Genomic DNA, 23,932 nt, shown 5'->3' with positions numbered 1-23,932 from the left:
GGCAGATAGCTTGAATGAAGCTACCTGCCGCCCCTATTTTGTCTTTATTTGCCCGCAGATTATTTACCGCTGACTATTTACCATCAGCGTAGTTGCGCACCCGCGCCACCGACACCGGAAAATCAACCGGCACCCGACCGAAGAGCAGACGCGCCGCCTCCGCAGCGCCCTCACGCACAATACGCTCCACGCGATCCGCCTCCAGCTCAGGGCCGCAGAGTAGCAGCTCATCGTGCAAAAAATACACAATGCGGGTGCGCATCGGCATACCAAAAATCCGCTCCGACAACAGCCGAGAACGCACCGCGCCCATCCAACACAGAGCCCACTCTGCCGCCGTACCCTGCACAATAAAATTGCGGGTCATACGCCCGTGCGCACGCGCAGTCGACACCGCACGCGACTCAGCCGCCGGCGAAGACCGATCAGCCACAATCTCACGGAAACGCTCATCCACCGGCGGGGACGTACGACCCAAAAAAGTCGTCACCTGACCGCCCGCCTCACCAATACGAGCCGCACGCTCCGTAAACTCCATCGCCTGCGGAAAAAGCGCCGCCACATGCGGCAACAGGGCACCAATCTCACCGCTGCGGCCGCCATACATAATCGCCAGCATGCCCACCTTCGCGTGGGAACGCTCCGTCAAACCCACACCCTTCAGACGCGCCAACTCGGCAATACCCGCATACAGGTCAGCGCCACGACCCGCCGAAGCGAGCGCCTCATCACGGCTCAACGCCGCCAGAATGCGCGGCTCAATCTGCGAGCCATCCGTCACCGTCAGCACCTGACCCTCCGGCGCCTGCACCGCCTGACGAATCTCCGCGGGCAACTGCAGCGCACCACCGCCGGAAGCGCCCCAGCGCCCGGTCGCGGCGCCGCCCACCTCAAGATGCGGGCGGAACGCACCCTCAGAAACCCAGGTATCAGCCCACGTCCAGCCGTTAGCAGTCCAAATGCGGTACAGCTTCTTATAGCGCAGAATCGGGTCAATCAGCGCCCAACGCTTTTCCCGCTGAGCCGGAATCGCATCCGCCCAACTCTTCAACTCCCACGAACGCGTAGACTTCACCGAAACCCCCGCAGACTGCAGAGCACGCAAAAGATCCTGCGGCGAATCCGGGTTCAACGACGGCATAAACAGCATGCGCTGAATCTGCTCCGCCAACTCCTGCATCTTCTGCGGACGCTCACCAGGTACCGGGCGCGGACCCAACAACTCGCACAGGTGCTCATGATGCGCCTGCACATTAAACGGGATGCCGTAATAGCCAATCTCAGCCGCCACCAACGCACCGGCAGACTCAGCCGCCGCCAAAAGACGCAATCGCTCCGGGTGCCTCGACGCACCGATAGCGCGCGCCTGCGCCAGCCACTCACGCATCAAAACACGCACCACCGGATGCTCCGGCAACAGAGTCACCGGGCCCGCCGCCAACTGCGGGGCAAAAGGCTCATGAGGCGCCGCCTCAAGGAACTCGGGGGAGGAATCTGCCGGGGAACCGGTGGAACCGGCGGGGGCGGCGGAAGAGGTGGCGGGCGCACTCAAAAAATCAGCGCCGAACAGCTCCTCCTGACCCTGAATCTGCCGCGCCACCGGTAGGTACCCCTGAGGCTCAACCGCCTCACGCAGATCAGAAAGATCCAGCACCGGGCTGTACTCCACAAAACCGCTCGGATGCGTAGCGGCAGTCACCAAAATTCGCTGCACCAGACGCAAATCATGGCACAGATGCACCCGCACCCCGCGGCGCAGAAGCAGCGGGTCAATGTGGCGGGTATCAGCCCAAATCCAGCGCGGGAAACGCGCCTGCGCCGAATCTGCCGCCTGTCGCTCTACCTCTCGCACATACGCCGGAAGATTCGCCGCGCTCACCCGATCCGCGCGGATAATCCGCGGAATAAAGGCCGGGTCCTGCAACTGCTCAGCGGTCGGCGCCGAAAAATGAAAAGCACCCCACGAGGTCACCGGCTGAGCATCGCGCGAGGACGCACCCGCGGCGATAGCCGAGGTGACCGGGTGCGTGGGAGTGCCGGTCTGGGCGGTAATACCCGCGCCGGTGGCAGGACTGAGCAGAACGTACATTCTTCCATTATCGAGGATGTGCCGGTAGAACGGGCGGTGCGTGGTCATCACCAGAATGTACAGGGGTTTTGTCATAAAAGCGCCGGATGCGTGCGTTTTGTTCGTTTGAGGTGCGTGCATCGTGGATATTTCGGGGTGAGCGAGGAGTTATCCACAGAACGCTCATTCTCTTAAAAATCGAGGCGGGCACAATGCTCTCCTAGAGTCATGAACCGCGCCATGAACCCCACCAGCAATCCCGCCAGCAACACCGCCAACCCTAACGGCTACCCGACCCGCGCTGCGCAGAATCCAACCGCGCAGAGCCCAACCACCTATGCGCCGGACACCCGCGCGCACTCGCTGCCCGCCCTGCTCATTCCCGAAGATTACCGCGCCCGCGCCGTCGCCCTGCACGCCCGCGAGCTGATCCTGCGATCGCCGCAGATGAGCGCTATTGCCCTGGGCGGATTCAGCTCCGGGTTTGGCGGCAGATTCGGCAACGGATTCAGCGCCGGGGTCGAGCAGGCGGGGGAGCACCCGCCAGCGGAGGGTGTAGCAGCCGCGGGCGGTGCAAACACTGCGAGTGCCGCGGGCAGTGCATCCCTCCAAGAATCCCAGCCCCTCCGCGAGATTCTCGAAAACGCCGTGGACGAGGCAATCTGCACCATCGACGGCGGGCGCATGGGGAGCGCGAGCGCAGAAGGGACGGGCGCAGCAAAGCCCCGAAAATTCCGTGCCCAAACGGTGCAACCCGCGCCCGCCTCCTGGAGCTACCCCACCGTGGAATACGTGCCGGTCAACCGGCAGACCGCGCTGCGCTACCTCGCAGCGGAACTCTATGGCCTCGGCGCCCTCGACCTGCTCCTTGACGAGGGGCAACGCGCCGGAACCATCACCGATATCTACGTGAACTCGCCCTGCGATATCTGGGTGGGAATCAACGGAACCACCCGTCCGGTGGCGCTGAGCCTCGGCAATGAGCGGCGCGTGCGTGACCTCGCCGAGCGGCTCATCCGCAGGCACGGCGGGCAGCTGGATGCCGCGCATCCGGCGGCTGACATTAGCGATGAGCACGGCAGGCGCATCCACGCGATTATCCCGCCGCTGAGCGAACGCACTCGGCTCTCCGTGCGCCTACCCGCCCGCGAGCGCCCCACCCTGGCGCAGCTACAGGCCGCCGGGCTGTGCGATGAGGCGACCGCCGCCTACCTGCGCCGCATGATTGCCGAACGCCGCGGGTTCCTCATTAGCGGGGGCACCGGCACCGGTAAAACGACCCTGCTCAACGCCCTGCTGGGGCTGTGCACGCCGCAGGAGCGCCTCATTCTGCTCGAAGACACCCCGGAACTTGCGCCGCAGCATGAACAGGTTATTGCTCTTAAAACCCGCGCTGCCAACTCCGAAGGCGCCGGCGAAATCGGGCTGGGCGAGCTGATCGTGCAGGCGCTGCGTATGGGCCCGGATCGGCTCGTTGTCGGTGAGTGTCGCGGCGCGGAGGTGGTGCACCTGCTGACCGCCATGAATACCGGTCACCGCGGTGCCGGAACGACCCTGCACGCCAATAGCGCGCAGGCGGTGCCCCTGCGGTTGTGTGCCCTGGGTGCGCTCGCCGGGCTGGATAGTAGAACGGTCGCTCTACATACGGCGACGGCTTTTGAACGCATTATCCACCTGGAACACCGGGATGGACGCCGCCGCATCGAGGGCGTCTACAGCCTGCACCCCGCAGTTGCGGGGAGCGAAGAGTATCTGCAGGTCAGGCGTATTTCTGTGGGCTCTGACATTGGGTACTAGCCCCTCCGTGATGGGGGAATGGAAACGTGAAAGGAGGAAGCATGAAGCAGAACGAGAAGAGCAACGGAAGCATTCGCGAACGCTGGGCTGAGCGCTGGGCTGAGTGCCTAGCGGGGCCCGCCACCGCCGAGGAAATGCGCATGTGGCCGCTCATGCTACGCACCCTCGCCCTGAATCTACGTGCCGGCATTCCCCTGCAGGAGGCGGTGCACGCCAACTCGGGCCCCGGGCAGATAGGGCAGCTCGGGCAATCTGCGCAGTTCGGGCAGCTCGGACAGAACGAGCCGGCGCCGGATGCGGCGAAAACGCGCGCGAAGAAGACCGCCCGGAAAAGCACCCGACCCCGACGAGCACGCGGCACTTCGCCTCTCTCAGCCTCGCCCCTTTCCGAAGACTACGGGCACAAGCGGTGCGCCGAAGATATTCGCCGCTTCACGCAGGCGCTCACCACGGTTACCTCCTGGGGTGCCCCCGCGCACCTCGCCTGCGCGCAGCTGCTTGAAAACAGCACCCGGATGCGCCCGCACAGCCGCGAGCGTCTGCACGACCTGCAGCTGAGCCTGCGCATGAGCGAGAGCGCCGGTGCGCCGCTCGCCACGAGCCTGGAACGCGCCGCCGAACACGCCGAAGAACGCATCGACGCGCTCCTGGGCAGGCAGAGTGCCCTCGCCGCACCGCGTGCCACCGGCAGAATCCTCTCCTGGCTGCCGCTACTCGGCCTCGGATTGGGGGTGCTCATGGGCAGCGACCCCGTGGGTGTGCTGACCGGATCCATTCTCGGGGCGCTCACCGGCATGCTCGGGCTGGGGCTCGCCTTCGCAGGGCGTCGCTGGACCGCCGCGCTCGTGCATCGGGCGGAGGTGGAGAGCGTGAGGGCGGTAAATGCCGGGGTAGAAAAATCGAGGCCAGAAAAATCCGGGACAGGAAAAGCGCCGATTACCGCGCCCGTTGATACCGCCCTCGTGCTGGAACTACTCGCCGCGCAACTACGCGCCGGGCTTGCACCGCTCGCCGCCCTGGGCACCCTCGCCGAGGCGCTCAATAGTCGCCCCCTGCACACGGTCTGCCAGCGCCTGCAGATGGGCAGCGGGTGGCAGAGCGCCTGGTCGGGCTCCGCGGCGGGAACCTTCGGTGAGCTGCGGGATGCACTCGCCCCCGCCTACACGGGCGGCGCACCGAGCACCGCGCTGCTGCTCTCCCTTGCCGATGCGCACCGCCTCAGCGAGCGCCGCGCGGCAGAACGCGCCGCCGGAAAGCTCTCCGTAGCGCTCGTGGTGCCCCTCGGGTTGTGCTCTCTACCCGCCTTTATTTGCCTGGGCATTGTGCCCATCCTCATTTCGCTACTACCCACGTTGACTGCCTAAAGAGCTACGCCCATAAGCGCTGTTGACTAGGTGAAATGCCGAAAGTTTAGACCCTCGCCCATCTGCCGTGAATGCGGATGAGCACCCACCCCGCCCCGAATGACCGGGGCACAACGAAAGGAAAACCAATGACGAACACCCTCTGCGAAGCAATCCGCCACGACCTGCACACTGCCGACGCTCCGATCAACGCCCCGGTCGGTGCTCCGGTTGGCGTTCCGAGCGAAATTCAGACCGCCGCGCCCGGTGCAGAAGCGCAGACCATTCTGGGCCCCGTGCCGCTGTCCGTTGCCATCGCAACCACCATGAAGCAGCTGCGCGAAGAATGCCCCGAGCTTTTCACTGATGCTGAGTTGAACCACACCGGCCCCAGGATTGACCCTACCGAAATGGAGATTGATATGAACACGAACCGTCTGAACCCCGAACAGGCGTTGACCATCGCCCGCGCGCTCGCCGAGGGCTGCACCCTGGACGAATGCGGCACCACCTGCCGTAGCCTGGGTGAACACGCGCCCGGCTGCGCCGAATATGTGCCCGCTGAGGCTGGTGAAAAGGTGCTCGAAGAGTACGCCCCGGCGGGCGATCCGGAGGAGGGCGCATCCACCGCGGAGTACGGCATTGTGATGCTCGCGGCGGTCGGTTTTGCGGGCCTGCTGGTGCTGATTCTCAAGTCGGATGAGGTGCGTTCCATGCTCCTGGATATTGTGCGTAATGCCCTGTCCATTGCGGGCAATACGGGGCTGCTCTAAAGGTCTTACTCAGGGGTTCAGGAAAGCCCACCGCAGGGTTTTGGGCTAGATGCTAAGTTCTGCGGAAAATCAAGTTAGAAAGGAGGAATAAAGAATGAACGCTCATGTGAATTTGGGTGCCTTGCGGCGCACTTGCTCCGCAGGGAAAGCCGGGGTAGAACCTGTACCCTCGACCCCGCACAGGAGCTCGGCAGAAGAGGGTGTGATTACCGCCGAATTTGCGGTCGCCCTACCCGCCGTGACGGTGGTGCTCGCCCTCTGCCTGGGTGCCGCCTCCACGGGCGTTGCACAGCTCAAAGTGGAGGAGTCCGCGCGAACGGCTGCACGAGCCGCCGCCCGCGGAGATTCCGAGGCGCAGATTCGCTCCGCCGTCAGCCGCATCGACCCGGCGCAGAGCGTGCAGATTTCCGTTTCTCCTGACGACGCAGCCGTGACAGAAGCGGGGCGCGCCCGGCAGGTGCACGTGCGGGTGAGTCGTCCCGCCCCCGGCGTGATTGGCTCGGCAACCGGCTGGGTGCTGCGGGCGGATGCCCACGCCCGCGTTGAAAGCGGCACCGACAGCGAAGAAAGCACCGGTGAAGAAAGCCTCGGCAATGATGGTGAATAAAAGCCCGGTCCTTGCCTCATCCGCGGAAGAACACCCCGAAGAGGGTAGCGGCACCGTCCTCGCCCTCACCATTATTGCCGCGCTACTGGTGGTGACCGTGGTGGTTGCAGGGCTCATCGGGGTGGTGTCCGCGAACCGCAGGGCTTCCGCGGCCGCTGATTTGAGTGCGCTCGCGGCGGCAGACGCCTACCGCGGGCTCACCGAGGGGGATCCGTGCGCGGTCGCGGCAGATCTTGCCGAACGTCACGGCGCGCACCTGGAATCCTGCACGTTCCCGGATCGCCCCGAAACGGTGGAGGTGACGGTCGCCGTCCCGGTCGCAGGGCCCATGGGCGCGCTGGGCCCGGCGAGGGTGCGTGCCCGCGCCGGAGCTGAACACCCCGAAGAAGAGCGCGCCGAAGAAGGGCACCCCGAAGAAGAACACGCGGCGGCGGGCAACGCGGAGGAGCTGAGCCCTGATGAGGTCGCCGAGCTGGAGGAGGAACTGGAAGCTGAGCGGGACTCGGTCTCGGAACCTCCCGAGCCAGAAAACCTAACCGACTAGGCTATTTGCGCTCATCGGGAGTTGTCATCCCAGCGCGCTCTGCGCCTCCTGCAGTAACTTACGCCTCCGCCATGCTCTGCAGCATCGCCTGCAGTAGCGCCCGCGCGCCGTGCTTGCTGAGCGGCTCGTTGCGGTTGCTGTATATAGATATTTTTGAATCTTTTTGCATAAATAAAGATATTAAAACTTGTTTTAATATACAACGGTTTGAGAGGAGAGTATATGCTGTAACACTAAGTCATATTTGGTTTACTGGTAGGGTTGCAAACCAGCCTAGAAGAGGTATGACCAAAATACTGGATGTTTTCACTGCCGTCAGGATAGACTCAGAGAGTCATATTCATAGGAAGGAGAACCTACAGTCATGGCTAGAGTCGAAGCCGAGACTGACATCTGGGTCAGTGGTCTCTTCAAAGAGGCAAATATCGTTGCGAGCCCCCAGGGGAGCGGGATTAAAGAAATCAATGATGCTCTTAAAACAGCATCAAAAAAACTTAACGGACAACACGGCGCGCCGGACTTTATCGGCGTTTCGAAAGATTTTCTTATCGTTGTAGAAAATAAGAAGTCCATAAGAGAGCATGAAAATCGGGGATCTGATGGTGCCCTGCTTACTGAAGCAAGGTCAATTGAAAAATATGCACTAAACGGTGCGTTGCATTATGCTAAAAACCTCGCAAAGAATACATCTTTCAACAAAGTATTTGCGCTTGGTGTTTCAGGTGACGGTAGGCAGCATCGAATTTCTCCAATTTTTGTAAACGAAAGAGGAGATTATAAAGAATTGGAAGAGATAGAAACATTTGTATCTTTTAGCCCACAGAATATTGATGAATATTATATGCGTGAGGTGCTGGAAGAGGATACTAATTATGACCTTGAGACTCGTCAACTAATTTTGGATGCAGCAACTCTTCATGAAGACTTGCGAGCATATGGAAGTATTAAAGATACCGATAAGCCCCTTATTGTTTCTGGAATCTTGCTTGCGCTGCGCGAAATTGAATTTGGAAATTTCGATATCGATAAACTTGTCGGAGACGAGGAGGTGACTGATGGTAAGAAGATTTATGATGCAATTGAAGCCAATCTAAAGCGTTCGAATGTATCTCCAGAGGTAAAGCGCGATAAAATGCTGACTCAGTTTCGTGTTATTACAGATACGGAGATGATTAACGTAAAAAATGATACGCTCGGCATGACTCCCCTTAAGCACTATACGCGGTTCCTGTACGAAAAAATTTATACGAGCATACGCTTTAGTAAAACTTCTGAAGACATTTTGGGTCGCTTTTATGGTGAATTTATGTCTTATTCTGGTGGAGATGGGCAATCGCTAGGTATTGTCCTCACTCCACGTCATATCACGGATCTTTTCTGCGAGCTTCTAGATTTATCAGTAGAAGATAAAGTCCTTGACCCAACTTGTGGTACTGCAGGATTCTTGATTGCAGCCATGCGAAATATGCTGGATAAAGCGTCTAACGATGCTCAGCGAAATAGTATTCGTAAGAAGCAGTTGATCGGCATTGAGTCCCAGTCTTATATGTTCACTGTAGCTACCACAAATATGATTTTGCGTGGGGATGGAAAATCAAATCTTGAGAATGTTGACTTCCTTGCTCAAGCTCCATCTGTTCTGCAACAAAAAGGATGTACTGTGGGTATGATGAATCCTCCATACTCTCAAGGAAGCAAGGCTCACCCTGAACAATATGAAATTAAATTTACAGAACATCTTCTTGACAGTTTGGTGGAAGGTGGACGCGCTGCTGTAATTATCCCGCAGTCTGCCTTTACTACGTTGTCAGCAGATCGCGACAATATGCTTAAAAAACATACTCTGGAAGGCGTTATTAATCTGCAGAAGGATACCTTTTATGGTGTAGGAACTGTTCCTTGTATTGCTATTTTTACTGCCCATGAAAAGCACCCGAGTGGCAAGAAAGTTAAGTTTATTGACTTTACTGATGACGGCTATAAGGTCTTGAAACATAAGGGCCTTGTTGAGACTGCTGTGGCAAAGGACCGGAAACAGTACCTGCTTGATGTATGGCATGGACGTATCGAAGCGCCGAATAAATTTATCGTATTGGCTGAAGTGAAGCCGGGAGACGAATGGCTTCATTCGTACTATTATTTTAACGATGAGATTCCCGCAGTTGCTGATTTTGAAAATACTATCGCTGACTTCTTGACTTTTGAGGTCAATATGATTTCTCATGGGCGTGGTAATCTTTTGGGGTCAATTTTTTCTGATGAGGTAGAAAATAGCAAGGAGAAGAGCTAGAGTGGCTTCTAAAGCAGATATTTTAGAAAATCAAAGATGGAAAGTTTTTAAATTCTGTGGCGAAGGGGGAGTGTTTGATTTACGCTCTACTTCCAGTGGGTTGGATTTTGATAAATCTGATATTTCTAAAAAGGAAGTTCCATATATTACTAGAACGGCTAACAATAATGGATGGAAGACTGAAATATCTCTGAGTCAAAATGCTGCTGTGGAGCTTGATCCGGGTGACACAATTACCATTGGTCTTGATACGCAAACTGTTTTTTACCAGCCTCGAGAGTACTATACTGGACAAAATATTCAGGTTATATCGCATCCAAGGCTGAATAGAGTGACTGCAATGTTTGTAATACCAGTAATTCGAAACCAGGTCGAAAAATTTACCTGGGGAGCTAATGGTGCTACTCTTGGTCGTTTGGAGCGTAGTAATATAATGTTACCCGCCGATGAAAATGGAGAACCTGATTGGGATTTTATGGAATGGTATATCAGTAATATTCAAGGTGAGAAAATTAAAGAAATTATTCGGTTTTATGAATTTAAACTTAAAGAGATGGATGCACCTGAAGAGCTGGTGCAAATTGAGAATTGGGGGGAATTTTCTCTAGGAGATATATTTAAGTTTATTAGGAGGACTTCTGTCCCTATGAATCAGCAGACTGTTGTTTCCACTGGTGGGACAAGCTATGTTGCTGCAACTAATCGAAATAACGGCGTAAGCAATTATGTGAAGTCAAACCCTAATATTGAGTATCCAGGGAATACTGTCGTTTTTGTTCGTAATGGCGAGGGGTCTATGGGGTACTCTGTTTATAAAAAAGAGTCTTTTATTGCCACCTCAGATGTAACGGTGGGAACTTCAAAGTATTTAAATGAGTACAATGGTAAATTTATAACCACGATTGCTGACCGTGTTCGTAGTAAATATAATTATTACTACAAGAGAAGTGCTAAGCGTCTTAAGGCGGAGATATTGACACTTCCGGTTGATTTGGAAGGTAATGTTGATTGGCTCATTATGGAGGAGTATGTAAAATTTTTGGAGTCGCAAAAAATTATTGAAATATTAAAACACCTTCGCTCTCTGGTATAGGGAAATATAATTTAAATATTAATGTAATTCATCCTTTCAAATTACTCAAAAGTAATTTGAAAGGATGAATTATTATATAAATAAATGTGGAATGTTATTTGTTTTTAGAAGGAATTCAAGACTTTTATAAGCTCATATTCCTCAGCATCGCCTGCAGTAGCGCCCGCGCGCCGTGCTTGCTGAGCGGTTCGTTGCGATTACCGCACTTGGGTGAGTGCACGCAGGAGGGGCAACCGTTGTCGCATCCGCAGCTTTCGATCGCTTCGAGGGTGGCGCTCAGCCACTGCGCAACCGCGTTGAAGCCGCGCTCGCTAATGCCGGCGCCGCCGGGTGCGGCGTCGTAGACGAAAATGGTGGGCCTGCCGGTGTCCACGTGAAGCAGCGTGGAGAGTCCGCCCAAGTCCCAGCGGTCGCTGGTGGCGATGAGCGGTAGCAGCCCGATGGCGGCGTGTTCGGCGGCGTGCAGGGTGCCGGGGCCGTCCTCTTCGGTCACGCCCGCACCGAACAGGTAGCTGGGCTCGAAGGTGAACCAGACCGCCTCGGTCATGAGCACTTCCGGCGGCATGGGTTGCGCCTCTTCGCCCAGGTATTCGCCGCCGTAGACGGAGAAGCGCCGGTAGCCGGTGACCTGGTCGGTGACCTGAACCTGCCCGCGGTGCATGGTGAGCGGGGCGAGCTGCTGCGAGTTGATTTCGTCCGGGATAGAGATTTCGGGCGCAGACTCATCGGGAGCAGGCTCGCTGGGAACCGCTTCCCCAAGGACGTTTTGCGCACCGTAACTGACCCGCGCACGCTCCGCCAGAATACGCACCTCGGTGCTCTCAATGGCGCGCGTGTAGTAGTCCGGGTAGACGCGGCTGAGCAGAATCACGCGCTCGCCCTCGCTGAGGGACTCGACCACGTACTGCGCGCTCTGGTGAATGTAGATTGCGCCCGGATGCCCCTGACTCATGGCGTGCGCGGCGTCCATGGTGCCAACCAGGGTGCCGTCTTCGGCGTCGATGAGCTGGTAGGGTCCGCCGCCGGTGCCGCGGATATCGACCAGCTCGGCGGCTGATTCTGCGTGCGTCCAGTACCAGCCGTCCGGGCGGCGACGCAGGTACCCCTGCTGCACCAGCCGATCCAGCAGGGCGGCGGTGTGCGGTCCGAAAAGGCTCAGCTCTTCGGCGCGGATGGGTGCCTCCTGCGCGGCGGCGCACAGCTGCGGGGAAAGCACGTACGGGTTTGTCGGGTCGAAAACGGTCGCCTCAACCTCCTGCCCGAAAATCGCCTCCGGGTGGTGCACCAGGTAGGTGTCGAGCGGGTTGTCGTCGGCAATGAGCACGGCGAGCGCGTCCTGACCGCTTCGACCCGCGCGGCCCACGCGCTGCATGAAGGAGGCGCGGGTACCCGGCCAGCCCGCCACGAGTACGGCGTCCAGTCCGGAGATATCGATGCCCAGCTCCAGCGCGGAGGTGCTCGCCAGGCCGAGCAGTTCGCCGTTGCGGAGTTTGCGTTCGAGTTCGCGGCGCTCTTCGGGGGTGTACCCGGCGCGGTATGCGGCGACGCGGTGGGCGAGGCCGGGCTCAACCTCGTCGAGGTAGCGTTGGGTCTTCTGCGAGAGGATTTCTACGCTGCGGCGCGAACCGGCGAAAACCAGCGAGCGGGTGCGGGAAAGCACCAGGTCGGTGAGCATTTGCGCGCCCTGCTCCACGGGGGAGACGCGGCGCGGCGCCTCCTGCTCAGCCTTCGACTGGACCGCCTGCTGCTGGGTGCTACGGGCACCCTTGGCGAGCTGATCGTGCGCCTTGGGCGGCATGAATTCGGGCTCCCAGAGCACGACGGTGGTTTCACCGCGCGCGGAGGTGGACTCGGTAATGGCGGTGACCGCCTGCTGCGGCACGCCAATGAGCTTGGAGAAAGACTCAACCGGATTGGAGCTGGTTGCGGAGGCGCCGTAGAACACGGGCACGGTGCGGTAGAGCGCGCAGACGCGGCGCAGGCGGCGCAGCAGGTTGGCGATGTGCGCGCCGAAAACGCCGCGGTAGCTGTGCGCCTCGTCGAGCACCACGTAGCGCAGCCCGCGCAGGAAGGATGCCCACTGCCGGTGGTTGCTCAGGATTGAGTAGTTGAGCATGTCCGGGGTGGTGAGGATGAAGTTGGCGTGTTCGCGGATCCAGCGGCGTTCGCCGACGGGGGTGTCGCCGTCGTAGCTTGCCGCGTGGAGTCCGGGCAGGTTGTAGGAGGTGAGGGCGGTGAGCTGGTCGGCGGAGAGTGCCTTCGCCGGCGAAATGTAGAGAACGTTCGCTCTATTATTAAGGTTTTCCGCCCCGGAATAAGCGGAAGTTGAGCTCACCGGCTCGCCGCATGAAGCACGATAAATAGCGTCCAAGGTGGGCATCAGGTAGCTCAGGGTCTTGCCCGAGGCGGTACCCGTCGCCATGATCACGTGCCCGCCGCTGCCGGTACCATTCGCGTCTTCGGTGTGCGCGGGAGCCTTCGCCGACCCCTCGATACGCCCCGCCTCAATGCGCTCAGCTTCGATGCGCCCCGCCTGCCAGCCGTAGCGCGCCGCACTCGCCGCCAGCGCCGCATCAAGACCCGCATGGGCGGCGTTTGCCGCCTGCACCTGGTGGGCGTAAGGCTCAGCAATACCGAGCGATTCGAAGGCCTCCACCACACGCGGATGCAACCACAGCGGCCACGGCGCGTAGCTCGCCTCCCTGGCGGCAATGGTGTGAATATGGGTCACCTGCTCGGGCAGGGTTCCGGTGCGTTCCGCCTCCGGCAACAGAGAAGCCAGCACCTGCTGTGCGCTCGCGGGCAGCTCGCGGTAGCGTAGCGTTTTTGGGCGCGCCGCAGACTGCCCTTGCAGCTGCGAGGGGTGCTGTTCGGGGTGCTGGTTGGCGTTCTGCGAAGGGGTGCTGTGCGGCATGGGTTCCATTGTAGAGCGGCGGGTGAAAACCCGACCTGTTGTCGGTCAGGTATTACCCTAAACCCGCGCCCTAACTCCAGTTCTGAGCCTGCTCCTGTACCGCCAACCCCTTAGTCAGCGCGCACATATCAAAAAATCTGCATGTTTTAGGCGTATATGACGATAAAATAGTTTCGTGGCTCAAAATAAGATTATTCTGTATTACCAGTTCGCCCCCATCGCCGACCCGCAGGCGGTCATGCTCTGGCAGCGTGCCCTCTGTGAGAAGCTCGGCCTGCGCGGGCGCATCCTCATTTCCAAGCACGGCATTAACGGCACCCTCGGCGGCGAAATCAACGCGGTCAAGGCGTACACCAAGGAAACCCGCAAGTACCCCGGCTTCAAGAACATGGAGTTCAAGTGGTCCGAGGGTGGCGCGGAGGACTTCCCCCGCCTGTCCGTGAAGGCTCGCGACGAGATTGTGGCTTTCGGTGCTCCCGACGAGCTGCAGGTGGACGAGAACGGCGTCGTTGGCGGCGGCGTGCACCTGAAGCCTGAAGAGGTCAACAAGCTTGTTGAAGAGCGCGGCGACGAAGTGGTCTTCTTCGACGGCCGTAACGCGTTCGAGGCGAAGATCGGCAAGTTCAAGAACGCTATCGTTCCCGACGTGCGCACCACCCACGACTTCATCCGCGAGATCGAGTCCGGCAAGTACGATCACATTAAGGACAAGCCGGTCATCACCTACTGCACCGGCGGTATTCGCTGCGAAATTCTCTCCGCGCTCATGAAGAACCGCGGCTTCAAGGAGATCTACCAGATCGACGGCGGCATCGTGCGCTACGGCGAGAAGTACGGCGATAAGGAACTCTGGGAAGGCTCGCTCTACGTCTTCGACAAGCGCATGCACATGGAGTTCACCCCGGACACCGTCACTATCGGTAAGTGCGAACAGTGCGGCGCCCCCTCGAACAAGTTCGAGAACTGCTCTAACGAATCCTGCCGCGAGCTGGTTCTGCTCTGCCCCGAGTGCGCAGCTGATGACGCGAAGCGCCACTGCGTGCCCGAGTGCTCGGTGGACCGCGAAGCAGCTGAGGCGAACGCCTAATGGCAGCCGCTAAGGGCGGCGCGGTTCAGATTTCTGAACCTCGCATTGAGGAACATCCGGCAATGGTTGTTGCCGGCGTTTCGCAGGTGTTCCCCCTGGACGGCGACTTCTCTTCGCTGTGGGATGAGCTGAATCAGAAGGCGTCCCCGGCGATGCTGGATGTTCTGAACGTGACCCAGTACCTGGGCGTGTGCACTCAGCCGAACCCGAAGGGGCAGGTCCGCTACACGGCGGGCTTCCTGGTGTCGGAGCCGGCGAGCGCGGCGAAGCTTGGCCTGGGCGTGCTGGAGTTGCCTGCGAGCACCTACGCGGTGGTTGAGGTGACCGGCCCGATTTCGGAGTCCATTCCGGCTGGCTTTGCGAGCTTTGAGGAGGCGTTCTTCGCGAAGAATCCGCAGTACCGCCCGGTGGGTGGTCTTGAGGTGTACGGTCGCGGCGATATGCAGGCGGCTGATTACCGCATGGAGCTGTGGGTTCCGCTGGCGAAGCGTTCCTAGGGTAGTTTGTTTCTGCTGTTATAGCTACAAGTTTTAGCTGTTGAATAGAAGTGCCCGGTGGTGCGATGTGTTCGTGCCGCCGGGCTTTTCTGTGCCCTTTTGCGCCCATACTTTGCGCCTATATTTTCGCCAGTATTTTGCGTCAGTATTTGTGTTCCGGCGGGTGGGTGTGCCGTGAGACCGGGGGAGTGGTACTCTCGCGTAACATTCCGAAACAAAATACTTGACATGTAAAGTATTTGGGTTTAGACTTAAACCATCAGCCCGGTAGTAGAAGAGGCCGGGCACAACCCGCAAAGGAAAAAACCATGAACACCCCTAATAACTCCGGCACCCCGCAGATCGACGAATCCATCCGCATCAGCCACCTCGAGCCCATGCGCGGCGACGAGAAGAAGCTTGGCTTCCTCTCCTTCGGCCACTGGGCTGAGGTCCCCGGCTCCCGCGTACCCTCCGCCGCAGAATCCCTGCACCAGGCAATCGACCTTGCTGTAGGCGCCGAAGACATCGGATTGGACGGCGCGTTCTTCCGCGTGCACCACTTCGACCAGCAGCAGGCAACCCCCTACCCGCTGCTCTCCGCAATCGCCGCCAAGACCGAACGCATCGAGCTCGGCACCGGCGTGATTGACATGCGCTACGAAAACCCGCTCTACATGGCAGAACTTGCCGCCATGTCAGACCTCATCGCTGCGGGTCGACTGCAGCTGGGTGTCTCCCGCGGCTCGCCCGAGTCCGTTATCCGCGGCTTTGAGAGCTTCGGCTACTACCCGGCAGAAGGCGAAGACGAGGGCGATATGGCGCGCCGCCACCTCGACATTTTCCTCAAGGCAATTGAGGGCGAGGGCATGGCGCCCAGCGCTCGCATGGCGGGCAAGTATGCCCCCATTCAGCCGCAGTCGCCGGGTCTGCGCGACCGCATCTGGTGGGGTGCAGGCAGCGATAGCACCGCCGTGTGGACCGCGCAGAAGGGTCTGAACCTGATGTCTTCAACCCTGATGCTGGAAGATAAGGGCATTCCCTTCGATCAGCAGCAGGCGCAGCAGATTCGACTCTTCCGCTCCGAGTGGGTGAAGGCGGGCAATTCGGGTGTTCCGCGTGTTTCGGTGTCCCGTTCGGTGTTGCCCGTTATTGACGAAACCTCGGCACGCTACTTCGGTCGCCGCGCCGCAGAGGACTCGCAGGATTACACCGGCATTATCGACAACACCTTCTCCCGCTTTGGTCGCAGCTACATTGGTGACCCGGCGGATATTGCTGAAGAGCTCGCCCGTGATGAGGCGGTTCAGGCGGCGGACACGGTGCTGCTGACTATCCCGAACCAGCTGGGTGTGGACTTCAACCTGAAGATGCTCGACGCCATCGTCAAGGAAATCAAGCCCGCACTGACCACCAAGTAAAGACCCTCAAGGTAAAAACCCAGAGGTAAAGCCCCTGAGGTAAAGATCCAGCGCCAAGCTGTTTTCGGCGCTCTATAACGAGCTGAGATGCTTGAGCCACTGTAGCTTGAGCCGTACATATAGCAATGCCCCGGCAGGCACCCGTAAGGGTTACCGCCGGGGCATTACTATGCTCACGTTTTTAGAAATCTTTCGTCTTTTCCCAGGGCTCAATAGCCCCCGGAACCACCTCAAAAAGCGGATGCGCACACGCCGCCAACTCGCCGCGCGTCGCCAAACGCTCGCTCAACCGGCGCTCCCACTCCGGGTCGCGCCCCGCCACCTTATGCCGTAAAAAGGCGAGCTCGTACTCCAGCTGCCCGAGAGGGACGGGAATACGCGCAACCGAAGCGTACGGGTTTTCTGCCTTATCGGCGCCGTTTTTGCCGGCTTTATCAGTGCTTTCGCCCGCACCAATCAGCGCACGGTTGAAAGAGTAGCCGCGGGCATCCGCCTCATCCGCCAGCCCGGATAGGTAGGCGGCAACCGCCTCCAGCGGCTGCGGATGCGCACGAAAACGAATCAGCTGCGGATGGTTCGTATACCCGCGAGTCAGACCCCGCAGCACCTTCTGCGCCAGCAGAGTTTCACGCCAGCAGGCGACCAGCGCGCGACGATCAAGCAGGGAAGGGTGAAGAGACCAAATGCGCACGCTTAGCCCTGCTCATCGCTAAAGTGCAGGAAGCTCTTGAGCACCAGCTCGCGCACCGCATGCAGCAGGGTGTCGCGCGGATGCTGCTCCTGCGTACCGCGTGCCGCGGCGGCAGCCTCGTCGTATTCGGGCCAGGAAAGCAGCATGGCAAGAGCCGCCACAATCTGGCCCACGGCAAGCTCACCATCGCTCGCCGACGCAAAGCCAGCCGTCTCGGTGGAGAGCAGCTGGGTGCGGCACAGACCCGAACCGGCACGCAGCAAAATCACGCTGGGATGCTCGGCACCGGGGCGGCCGTGGCGTTCCTCGGTGACGTCCTCGGCGACCTCCAGGTGCGCGGCGAGGAGCGCCTCATCGTCCATGGCGGCGAGGCGGTCGTAGCGGCGCACAGACTCGGTCAGGGCGCGGGCGATGGGCTGCTGAATCGGGTAGGTGATCTCCTCGAAACGCTGCAGGGGCGCGGTCACGCCTGCCGCGGTCGCCTCGGTCGGGCGGCGCAGCCAAATCATGCCGAAACCAATAGAATGAACGTTCCGGGAAGCGAAGTCGTTCAGGTACGCCACATAAGTCTGCTCGTAGTGGCTGCGGTCGCGGTTCTCGCTCGCATCCTTCAACCAGGTCTCCGCGTAGGAAGCGGGGGTCAGCGCCTCACGCTGAATAAACCACGCCTCCGCGCCACCGTCAGCAACCCAGGCGCGCGGGCGCTCATCCCACGGACGCGGTGCTTCCGGGTCCTTAGAATCACGAATAATCTCCCAGTTGCCCAGCATCTGCGCGCGGCCACCGGGCACCAGCACCGACGGCAGCTGACGCACCATTGTGCTCACAATTTCGTCACCGGGCAGGCCGCCGTCACGGTAGGTGAACTGCTCATCGGCGCTCTCACCGGCAACGCGCGGGGTGATCACGAACGGCGGGTTCGACACCACCAGGTCGAAAAGCTCACCGGCGACCGGCTCTAGCAGGGAACCTTCGCGCAGGCTCACGCGCGCCTGCGGGTTCTGCGGATCAATGTTCAGCGTCTGCGCGTTCAGCAGCAGGTTAAAACGGGTGAACGCCAGGGCACGCTCCGAAATATCGGTGGCGGTCACGTGCTCAGCGTGGGCGAGCAGGTGGAAGGTCTGAATACCGCAACCGGTGCCCACATCTAGGGCGCGCTTGACGGGGGTGCGCTCGGTAATCTGCGCCAGAGTCAGGGAGGCGTGACCAATGCCGAGCACGTGATCCTTACGGAGCACGCCGGGCCGCTGATGCGCACCCAGGTCGGCGGCAACAAAGATTTCGGTGCCGTCATCGGCGGCGTGCGGGCGCAGGTCAACGCTCGCGGTCCAGTGGGCAGAATCCGTGGCGTCGCGCTCAATCAGTGCGGCATTCTCGAAGTCGACCAGGGTGTCTGCGAAAACCTCGGCTGCCTCAGCCTCGGTGAGCGGGCGAGCCAGCAGGAAAAACGCCAGCAGACGCGCCAGGTTCTTCTCCTCCACGCTGTAATCGCCGCGCAGAATCTGCTCGACACGCCACAGGCCCGGAACCACCTGGTCACGAGCCATCGCCTCAGCCGCCTCAACGCCCAGCAGCTCCTGCACAGCGTCATAGCTGTAGTTCAACGCTAGCAGGCGTTCACGGATGCGGGCCAGGCGGGCGTAATCATCGCTGCGGGGAGCATCCGCAACGGCGGCGTACTCGGGGGCGAAAGTGGCGGCAGAAATAGTCATGCACACCATTCTACGCACCCGCCGCACCCGACCGCCCGACCCACTGGCCTGAACGGGGCGGGCAGAGAACGCCGCACGGACCAGCGGGGAAGAAGCCCTAACCTCACGAGCCCCGACCCACCCACTGACCAAAACCGTCATCTGCGCAAGAGCACCCACCCCATCGCATACACTGAAACCATGAGTAACCTGTACCCCGATGAAAGTATCAGCGTCGACAAGTGCTGGGAGCGTCTGCACGCGAACACTCTCGGCCGCCTCATCCTCACTGACGGACAGCACGTCGATGTGCTGCCCGTGCTCTACGCCGTCGCCCACCAAAACGACAAGCAGGAAATCTACATCCGCACCACCCGCGGCAACAAGTTCTCCTCCGTGGTGGTCAGCCGCCGCGTCGCCTTCGAAATCGACGAAACCCTCGAAGACGGCATCCGCTCCGTCATCGTAGTCGGTATTGCGCACTGGCTGCCGCCGGAAATGACCCCGCAAATCGTGCGCACCTTCGACCTGCCCGACTCCGAAACCCACGAAATGCAGTGGGTGCGCATCGTGCCGCAGACCGTGTACGGCCGCGAATACCCGCTACTGCCCGCATACCTGGACGGCACCCACCCCGACTCGGACACCCTGACCAGCTAGAAGGGTTGGCTAGCGGGCTAGAAGTGCAGGTGAACGGGCTAGAAGCACAGATGCGGGCGCCGTGCGGTGCGCTCCAGCCCCCGCCTCGTGCACCCCGTGCACATACCCCCGTGCACACACCACCGCTTCCGGTACCGTATGATGTACCGAGTACCCTGCGCACTCGTGCAAGCTCAACACGCCCGGTCACATCAACAAGAACCGGGATAGCTCGCCGCGCGCCGGGCCACCGCGCGCTCGCCGCATGAAACGCACCGAACGCACCACATAAACTCAACACAAATTACACCCCCACTATTCACATCACCCGCGAATACACCACGCCCCGCCGGCGCCCACAGGTGCCAGCGTAGGTTATGGTTGAATACGTAGCTTTTCAACACACAGATAGAGGAGTGCCGTGCCCGCTCAGGCAAAGAACGGAAAAGCCCTGCTGATTGTGGAGTCTCCCTCCAAGGTCAAAACCATTAGCAGCTACCTCGGCGAGGACTACCTCGTCGACTCATCCATGGGCCATATCCGCGACCTTCCGCAGCCCTCCGAACTGCCCGAAAACCTCAAAAAGAGCCCCGTCGGCAAGTTCGCTGTCAACGTTGAAGAGAACTTCGAACCCTACTACGTGGTCAACCCCGACAAGAAGAAAAAGGTCGCCGAACTCAAGCGCAAACTCAAAGAAGTAGACGCGCTCTACCTGGCAACCGATGGTGACCGCGAAGGTGAAGCCATCGCATGGCACCTCAAAGAAGTCCTCAAGCCCAAGGTACCCGTCTACCGCATGACCTTCCCCGAAATCACCCGGGAAGCCATTCAGCGCGCCTTCGGCGAACTGCGCGACATCGACCTGCACCTGGTCGACGCGCAGGAAACCCGCCGCATCCTCGACCGAATCTACGGCTACGAAATTTCCCCCGTGCTCTGGCGCAAGGTCGGCCGCGGCCTCTCCGCAGGTCGCGTGCAGTCCGTCGCAACCCGCCTCGTCGTCGAACGCGAACGCGAACGCATGGCATTCGTCGCCGCCAACTACTGGGACCTGTCCGGACGCTTCCTGACCGCATCCTCCGAAGGCTTCGACGCCAAGCTGGTCGCCGTAGACGGCAACCGCATCGCCACCGGCAAGGACTTCGCCGACGACGGCACCCTCAACACCTCCAAGGTCACCCACCTGAACGAGGAAGCCGCCCGCGCGCTCGCCGTAGCCCTGCAGTCCGCCGCGTTCTCGGTGCGCTCCGTTGAGACCAAGCCGTACAAGCGCCGCCCGGCAGCGCCGTTCACCACCTCCACCCTGCAGCAGGAAGCCGCACGTAAGCTGCGTTTCTCCTCCCGCGTGACCATGCAGGTGGCGCAGCGCCTCTACGAAAACGGTTACATCACCTACATGCGTACCGACTCGGTGGCACTGAGCGAGCAGGCAATCTCCGCCGCACGCCGCCAGGCATCCGAGCTGTACGGCGCAGAATTCGTGCCCTCCGCACCGCGCGTGTACACCTCCAAGAGCAAGAACGCGCAGGAAGCCCACGAAGCAATCCGCCCCGCCGGTGACACCTTCCGCACCCCGGACGCTGTGCGCGGCGCCCTGTCCAACGACGAATTCCGCCTCTACGAGCTGATCTGGAAGCGTACCGTCGCCTCCCAGATGGCCGACGCGACCGGTTCCACCGCCTCCGTGCGCCTGGGCGCCGTGGCATCTAACGGCCAGGACGCTGAGTTCGCTGCATCCGGCACCGTCATCACCTTCCGCGGCTTCCTCGCCGCCTACGAGGAGGGTGTTGACGCATCCCGCGTGGCTGAGCGTGAGGCGAAGGACGCTGAGAAGCGCCTGCCGAACCTGACCACCGGCGAGGCACTGACCGCCGAGGCGATTGAACCCGCCGGCCACGAGACCCTGCCGCCTCCGCGCTACACCGAGGCATCCCTCGTGAAGACCCTGGACGAGCTGGGCATTGGCCGCCCGTCCACCTACGCGGCGGTTATTTCGACCATCATGGACCGCGGATACGTGAACGTTCGTTCTGGTTCGCTGATTCCGTCCTGGATCGCGTTCTCCGTGGTGCGCCTGCTCGAATCCAGCTTCGGCCCCTACGTGAACTACGAGTTCACCGCGCAGATGGAAGAAGACCTCGACCGCATCGCACGCGGCGAAGAATCCCGCGTCGAATGGCTGGGCGAGTTCTACTTCGGCGGCGGTTCCAAGCGCGGCCTGAAGCCCATCGTCGACAACCTCGGCGAGATTGACGCCCGCAGCATCAACTCCATCCCGATCGCGGACGGTATTGTGCTGCGCGTGGGCAAGTTCGGCCCCTACCTGGAAGCCGAAGGCACCCTCGATACCGAGACCGGCGAACTGACCGAACCGATCCGCGCGAACGTACCCGCCGACCTGGCACCGGACGAACTGACCGAAGCGAAGGCACGCGAACTGCTCGAACAGGGCAAGTCCGACGGCCGCGTGCTCGGCGTGGACCCGGTCTCCGGCAACCAGATTGTGGCACGCGACGGCCGCTACGGCCCCTACGTCACCGAAGTCATCGAAGAGATGACCGAGGAGCAGATCCAGGCGTACCTGGACGCGCAGCCGACCGAGTACTACAAGAACGGTAAGCCCAAGCCGAAGAAGAAGCCGAAGCCCGCCAAGCCGCGCACCGCGTCCCTGTTCAAGTCCATGGACCTGGCGACCGTGACCCTGGAGCAGGCACTGCAGCTGATGAGCCTGCCGCGCGTGCTCGGTACCGACGCTGAGGGCGTGGAAATTACCGTGCAGAACGGTCGCTTTGGCCCGTACCTGAAGAAGGGCACGGACTCCCGCTCGATTGGTAGCGAGGAGGAGATTTTCACGATTACGCTGGAGCAGGCACTGGAGATTTACTCCCAGCCGAAGCAGCGCGGTCGTGCGGCGGCTAAGCCCCCGCTGGCTGAGCTGGGCGTGGACCCGGTCAGCGAGAAGAAGATTGTGGTGAAGGACGGCCGCTTTGGCCCGTACATCACCGACGGTATTACGAACATTACGGTTCCGCGTGCGGAGTCGGTCGAGTCGCTGACCCACGAGCGTGCGGTGCAGCTGCTGGCTGACAAGCGTGCGAAGGGCCCGGTCAAGCGTAAGACCGCCGCGAAGAAGACCACTACTAAGAAGACGACCGCAAAGTCTACTACCGCGAAGAAGACGACCACTCGTAAGACCGCGGCAAAGAAGACCGCCGAGTAATCAGCCGAGTAGCCGAGCGCACTTTGAACTGAACTGAAGGCGCAGGATGCGTCCCGAAACCCCCGCGTGGGGGTGGGGCGCCTCCTGCGCCTTTTGCGTGCCCGAGGAACGTTTGTGCTCGGGGTGCCCGGCGCGTTCGGGTGGGCAATTTTGCGCCCGAGCTGCGTTTTTGTGCCAGTGCTGTGCTGATGTTGAGCATCTGCCCGGATTGTTTGCGGAGTGAGCGGTGCCTCTGACAGACTGGAAGAGGCACCGCACCTGCGGTACCGCACGTGGATAATATCCCGCCACGGGGCGGGGGAGGGGAGCGCATCGTGCGCCTGGGAGTTCTGGATGTCGGGTCGAATACGGTCCACCTGCTGCTGATTGATGGCCGCCCTGGAGCGCGCCCCGAACCGTACGCGTCGCACAAGATTCAGTTGCAGCTCGTGCAGTACCTCGATGCTGAGGGCAATATTTCGCAGGAGGGCGCGGACGCGCTGACCCGCTTCGTGGCTAGCGCCCGCGATTTCGCTATCGAGAATGAGGCGGAGGACCTGCTGGCGTTCGCCACGAGCGCTATCCGTGAGGCGGGTAATGGTGCGGCGGTGCTGCATCAGGTGCGTGAGCAGACCGGCGTGAGCCTGAACGGTATTTCGGGCGACCAGGAGGCGGCGATTACGTACTTTGCGGTGCGTCGCTGGCAGGGTTGGGGTGCGGGCCGCATCCTTGATTTTGACATTGGTGGTGGCTCCTTTGAGTTCTCGATTGGCACGAACGCCATGCCTGATGCGGCGATGAGCGTGCCGCTGGGCGCGGGTCGCCTGACCCGTGAGTTCTTTGATGAGCAGCCGCCGAAGCCGAAGCAGGTGAAGCGTCTGCGTAAGTATGTGCGTGAGCAGATTGCCCCGGTGGCGGAGAATCTGTTGCGTTATGGTGCGCCGGATATGACGGTGGGTACGTCGAAGACGTTCCGTTCGTTGGCGCGTATTTGTGGTGCGGCGCCGTCTTCGGAGGGTCCGTATGTGAAGCGTGAGATGCATTTGCAGGATTTGCGTTTGTGGACTCGTCGCATGGAGGCGATGACTGTGGAGGAGCGCCGCGATTTGCCGGGTGTTTCGAAGGCGCGTGCGGCGCAGGTGCTGGCGGGTGCTATCGCGGCGGAGGCGGCGATGGAGGCGTTTGGTATTGAGACGATGCGCGTGTGCCCGTGGGCGCTACGTGAGGGCCTGATCCTGAAGCGTATTGACCACCTGGCGGAGGGTACGGGTACTCCGGTCAACCCGAAGACCCTCCTGG

General features: G+C 60.4%; 17 protein-coding genes. 13 read left to right on the top strand and 4 right to left on the bottom strand.

What is annotated here, in order from left to right; all coding sequences use genetic code 11:
- Positions 1–73: 73 nt before the first annotated feature.
- Positions 74–2,089, bottom strand: coding sequence for a bifunctional 3'-5' exonuclease/DNA polymerase (locus Q0216_RS10370; RefSeq protein ID WP_366139834.1), 2,016 nt, complete (start codon positions 2,087–2,089; stop codon positions 74–76).
- A gap of 207 nt (positions 2,090–2,296) precedes the next feature.
- Here Q0216_RS10370 and Q0216_RS10365 point away from each other — a divergent pair, with 207 nt between their 5' ends.
- The 7 genes from Q0216_RS10365 to Q0216_RS10335 all read left to right on the top strand — a co-directional run bounded on the left by Q0216_RS10365 (position 2,297) and on the right by Q0216_RS10335 (position 10,515).
- Positions 2,297–3,865 carry a CpaF family protein gene (locus tag Q0216_RS10365; RefSeq protein WP_298595231.1) on the top strand — a complete coding sequence of 523 codons (1,569 nt, stop codon included), beginning with the start codon at positions 2,297–2,299 and terminating at the stop codon, positions 3,863–3,865.
- Positions 3,866–3,906: 41 nt separating this feature from the next.
- Positions 3,907–5,229: a type II secretion system F family protein gene (locus Q0216_RS10360; RefSeq protein WP_298595227.1), complete on the top strand. Its 1,323-nt coding sequence runs from the start codon at positions 3,907–3,909 to the stop codon at positions 5,227–5,229.
- A gap of 128 nt (positions 5,230–5,357) precedes the next feature.
- Positions 5,358–5,981 (top strand): DUF4244 domain-containing protein, encoded by a 624-nt coding sequence (locus Q0216_RS10355; RefSeq protein ID WP_298595224.1) that lies wholly within the window; start codon positions 5,358–5,360, stop codon positions 5,979–5,981.
- A gap of 202 nt (positions 5,982–6,183) precedes the next feature.
- Positions 6,184–6,588, top strand: a complete 405-nt coding sequence (locus Q0216_RS10350; protein WP_298595221.1) for a TadE family type IV pilus minor pilin — start codon at positions 6,184–6,186, stop codon at positions 6,586–6,588.
- A complete protein-coding gene (locus Q0216_RS10345) occupies positions 6,575–7,132 on the top strand; it encodes an Rv3654c family TadE-like protein (RefSeq protein WP_298595219.1) in 558 nt (185 codons plus the stop codon). Before Q0216_RS10350 ends, Q0216_RS10345 begins: the two co-directional genes overlap by 14 nt.
- A gap of 364 nt (positions 7,133–7,496) precedes the next feature.
- Complete coding sequence (locus Q0216_RS10340) at positions 7,497–9,422, top strand: class I SAM-dependent DNA methyltransferase (protein ID WP_298595215.1); 1,926 nt, start codon at positions 7,497–7,499, stop codon at positions 9,420–9,422.
- Position 9,423: 1 nt separating this feature from the next.
- The gene (locus Q0216_RS10335; protein ID WP_298595212.1) at positions 9,424–10,515 is read left to right on the top strand and encodes a restriction endonuclease subunit S; all 1,092 of its coding nucleotides are present in this window, start codon (positions 9,424–9,426) and stop codon (positions 10,513–10,515) included.
- Positions 10,516–10,639: 124 nt separating this feature from the next.
- Here the strand turns inward: Q0216_RS10335 and Q0216_RS10330 are convergent, their stop codons facing one another.
- On the bottom strand, positions 10,640–13,438 hold the full coding sequence (locus Q0216_RS10330; protein ID WP_298595209.1) for a DEAD/DEAH box helicase: 2,799 nt from the start codon (positions 13,436–13,438) through the stop codon (positions 10,640–10,642).
- A gap of 166 nt (positions 13,439–13,604) precedes the next feature.
- Here Q0216_RS10330 and Q0216_RS10325 point away from each other — a divergent pair, with 166 nt between their 5' ends.
- From Q0216_RS10325 to Q0216_RS10315, 3 genes are all read left to right on the top strand, one after another.
- The gene (locus Q0216_RS10325) at positions 13,605–14,516 is read left to right on the top strand and encodes a rhodanese-related sulfurtransferase (RefSeq protein WP_298595206.1); all 912 of its coding nucleotides are present in this window, start codon (positions 13,605–13,607) and stop codon (positions 14,514–14,516) included.
- Entirely contained in the window at positions 14,516–15,013 is a 498-nt protein-coding gene (locus Q0216_RS10320; RefSeq protein WP_049338580.1) for a GyrI-like domain-containing protein, read from the top strand. The genes Q0216_RS10325 and Q0216_RS10320 overlap by 1 nt, the downstream gene beginning before the upstream one ends.
- A gap of 308 nt (positions 15,014–15,321) precedes the next feature.
- The gene (locus tag Q0216_RS10315; RefSeq protein WP_298595202.1) at positions 15,322–16,413 is read left to right on the top strand and encodes an LLM class flavin-dependent oxidoreductase; all 1,092 of its coding nucleotides are present in this window, start codon (positions 15,322–15,324) and stop codon (positions 16,411–16,413) included.
- A gap of 181 nt (positions 16,414–16,594) precedes the next feature.
- Here the strand turns inward: Q0216_RS10315 and Q0216_RS10310 are convergent, their stop codons facing one another.
- Positions 16,595–17,104, bottom strand: coding sequence for a pyrimidine dimer DNA glycosylase/endonuclease V (locus Q0216_RS10310; protein WP_298595199.1), 510 nt, complete (start codon positions 17,102–17,104; stop codon positions 16,595–16,597).
- Positions 17,105–17,106: 2 nt separating this feature from the next.
- Positions 17,107–18,816 (bottom strand): methyltransferase, encoded by a 1,710-nt coding sequence (locus Q0216_RS10305; RefSeq protein ID WP_298595197.1) that lies wholly within the window; start codon positions 18,814–18,816, stop codon positions 17,107–17,109.
- A 180-nt stretch (positions 18,817–18,996) separates the two neighbouring features.
- Between Q0216_RS10305 and Q0216_RS10300 the strand changes: the two genes are divergently transcribed.
- From Q0216_RS10300 to Q0216_RS10290, 3 genes are all read left to right on the top strand, one after another.
- The gene (locus tag Q0216_RS10300) at positions 18,997–19,455 is read left to right on the top strand and encodes a pyridoxamine 5'-phosphate oxidase family protein (RefSeq protein ID WP_298595194.1); all 459 of its coding nucleotides are present in this window, start codon (positions 18,997–18,999) and stop codon (positions 19,453–19,455) included.
- A 400-nt stretch (positions 19,456–19,855) separates the two neighbouring features.
- Positions 19,856–22,654 carry a type I DNA topoisomerase gene (gene topA / locus Q0216_RS10295; RefSeq protein WP_298595191.1) on the top strand — a complete coding sequence of 933 codons (2,799 nt, stop codon included), beginning with the start codon at positions 19,856–19,858 and terminating at the stop codon, positions 22,652–22,654.
- Positions 22,655–22,968: 314 nt separating this feature from the next.
- Positions 22,969–23,932: Ppx/GppA phosphatase family protein (locus Q0216_RS10290; protein WP_298595188.1), on the top strand; the 964-nt coding region annotated here is incomplete at its 3' end.

The organism is uncultured Rothia sp. (assembly GCF_937976295.1).
Taxonomy (GTDB): Bacteria; Actinomycetota; Actinomycetes; order Actinomycetales; family Micrococcaceae; genus Rothia.
Note: the sequence above shows the minus strand (reverse complement) of the source record. Positions and strands in the feature narration are given on the sequence as shown.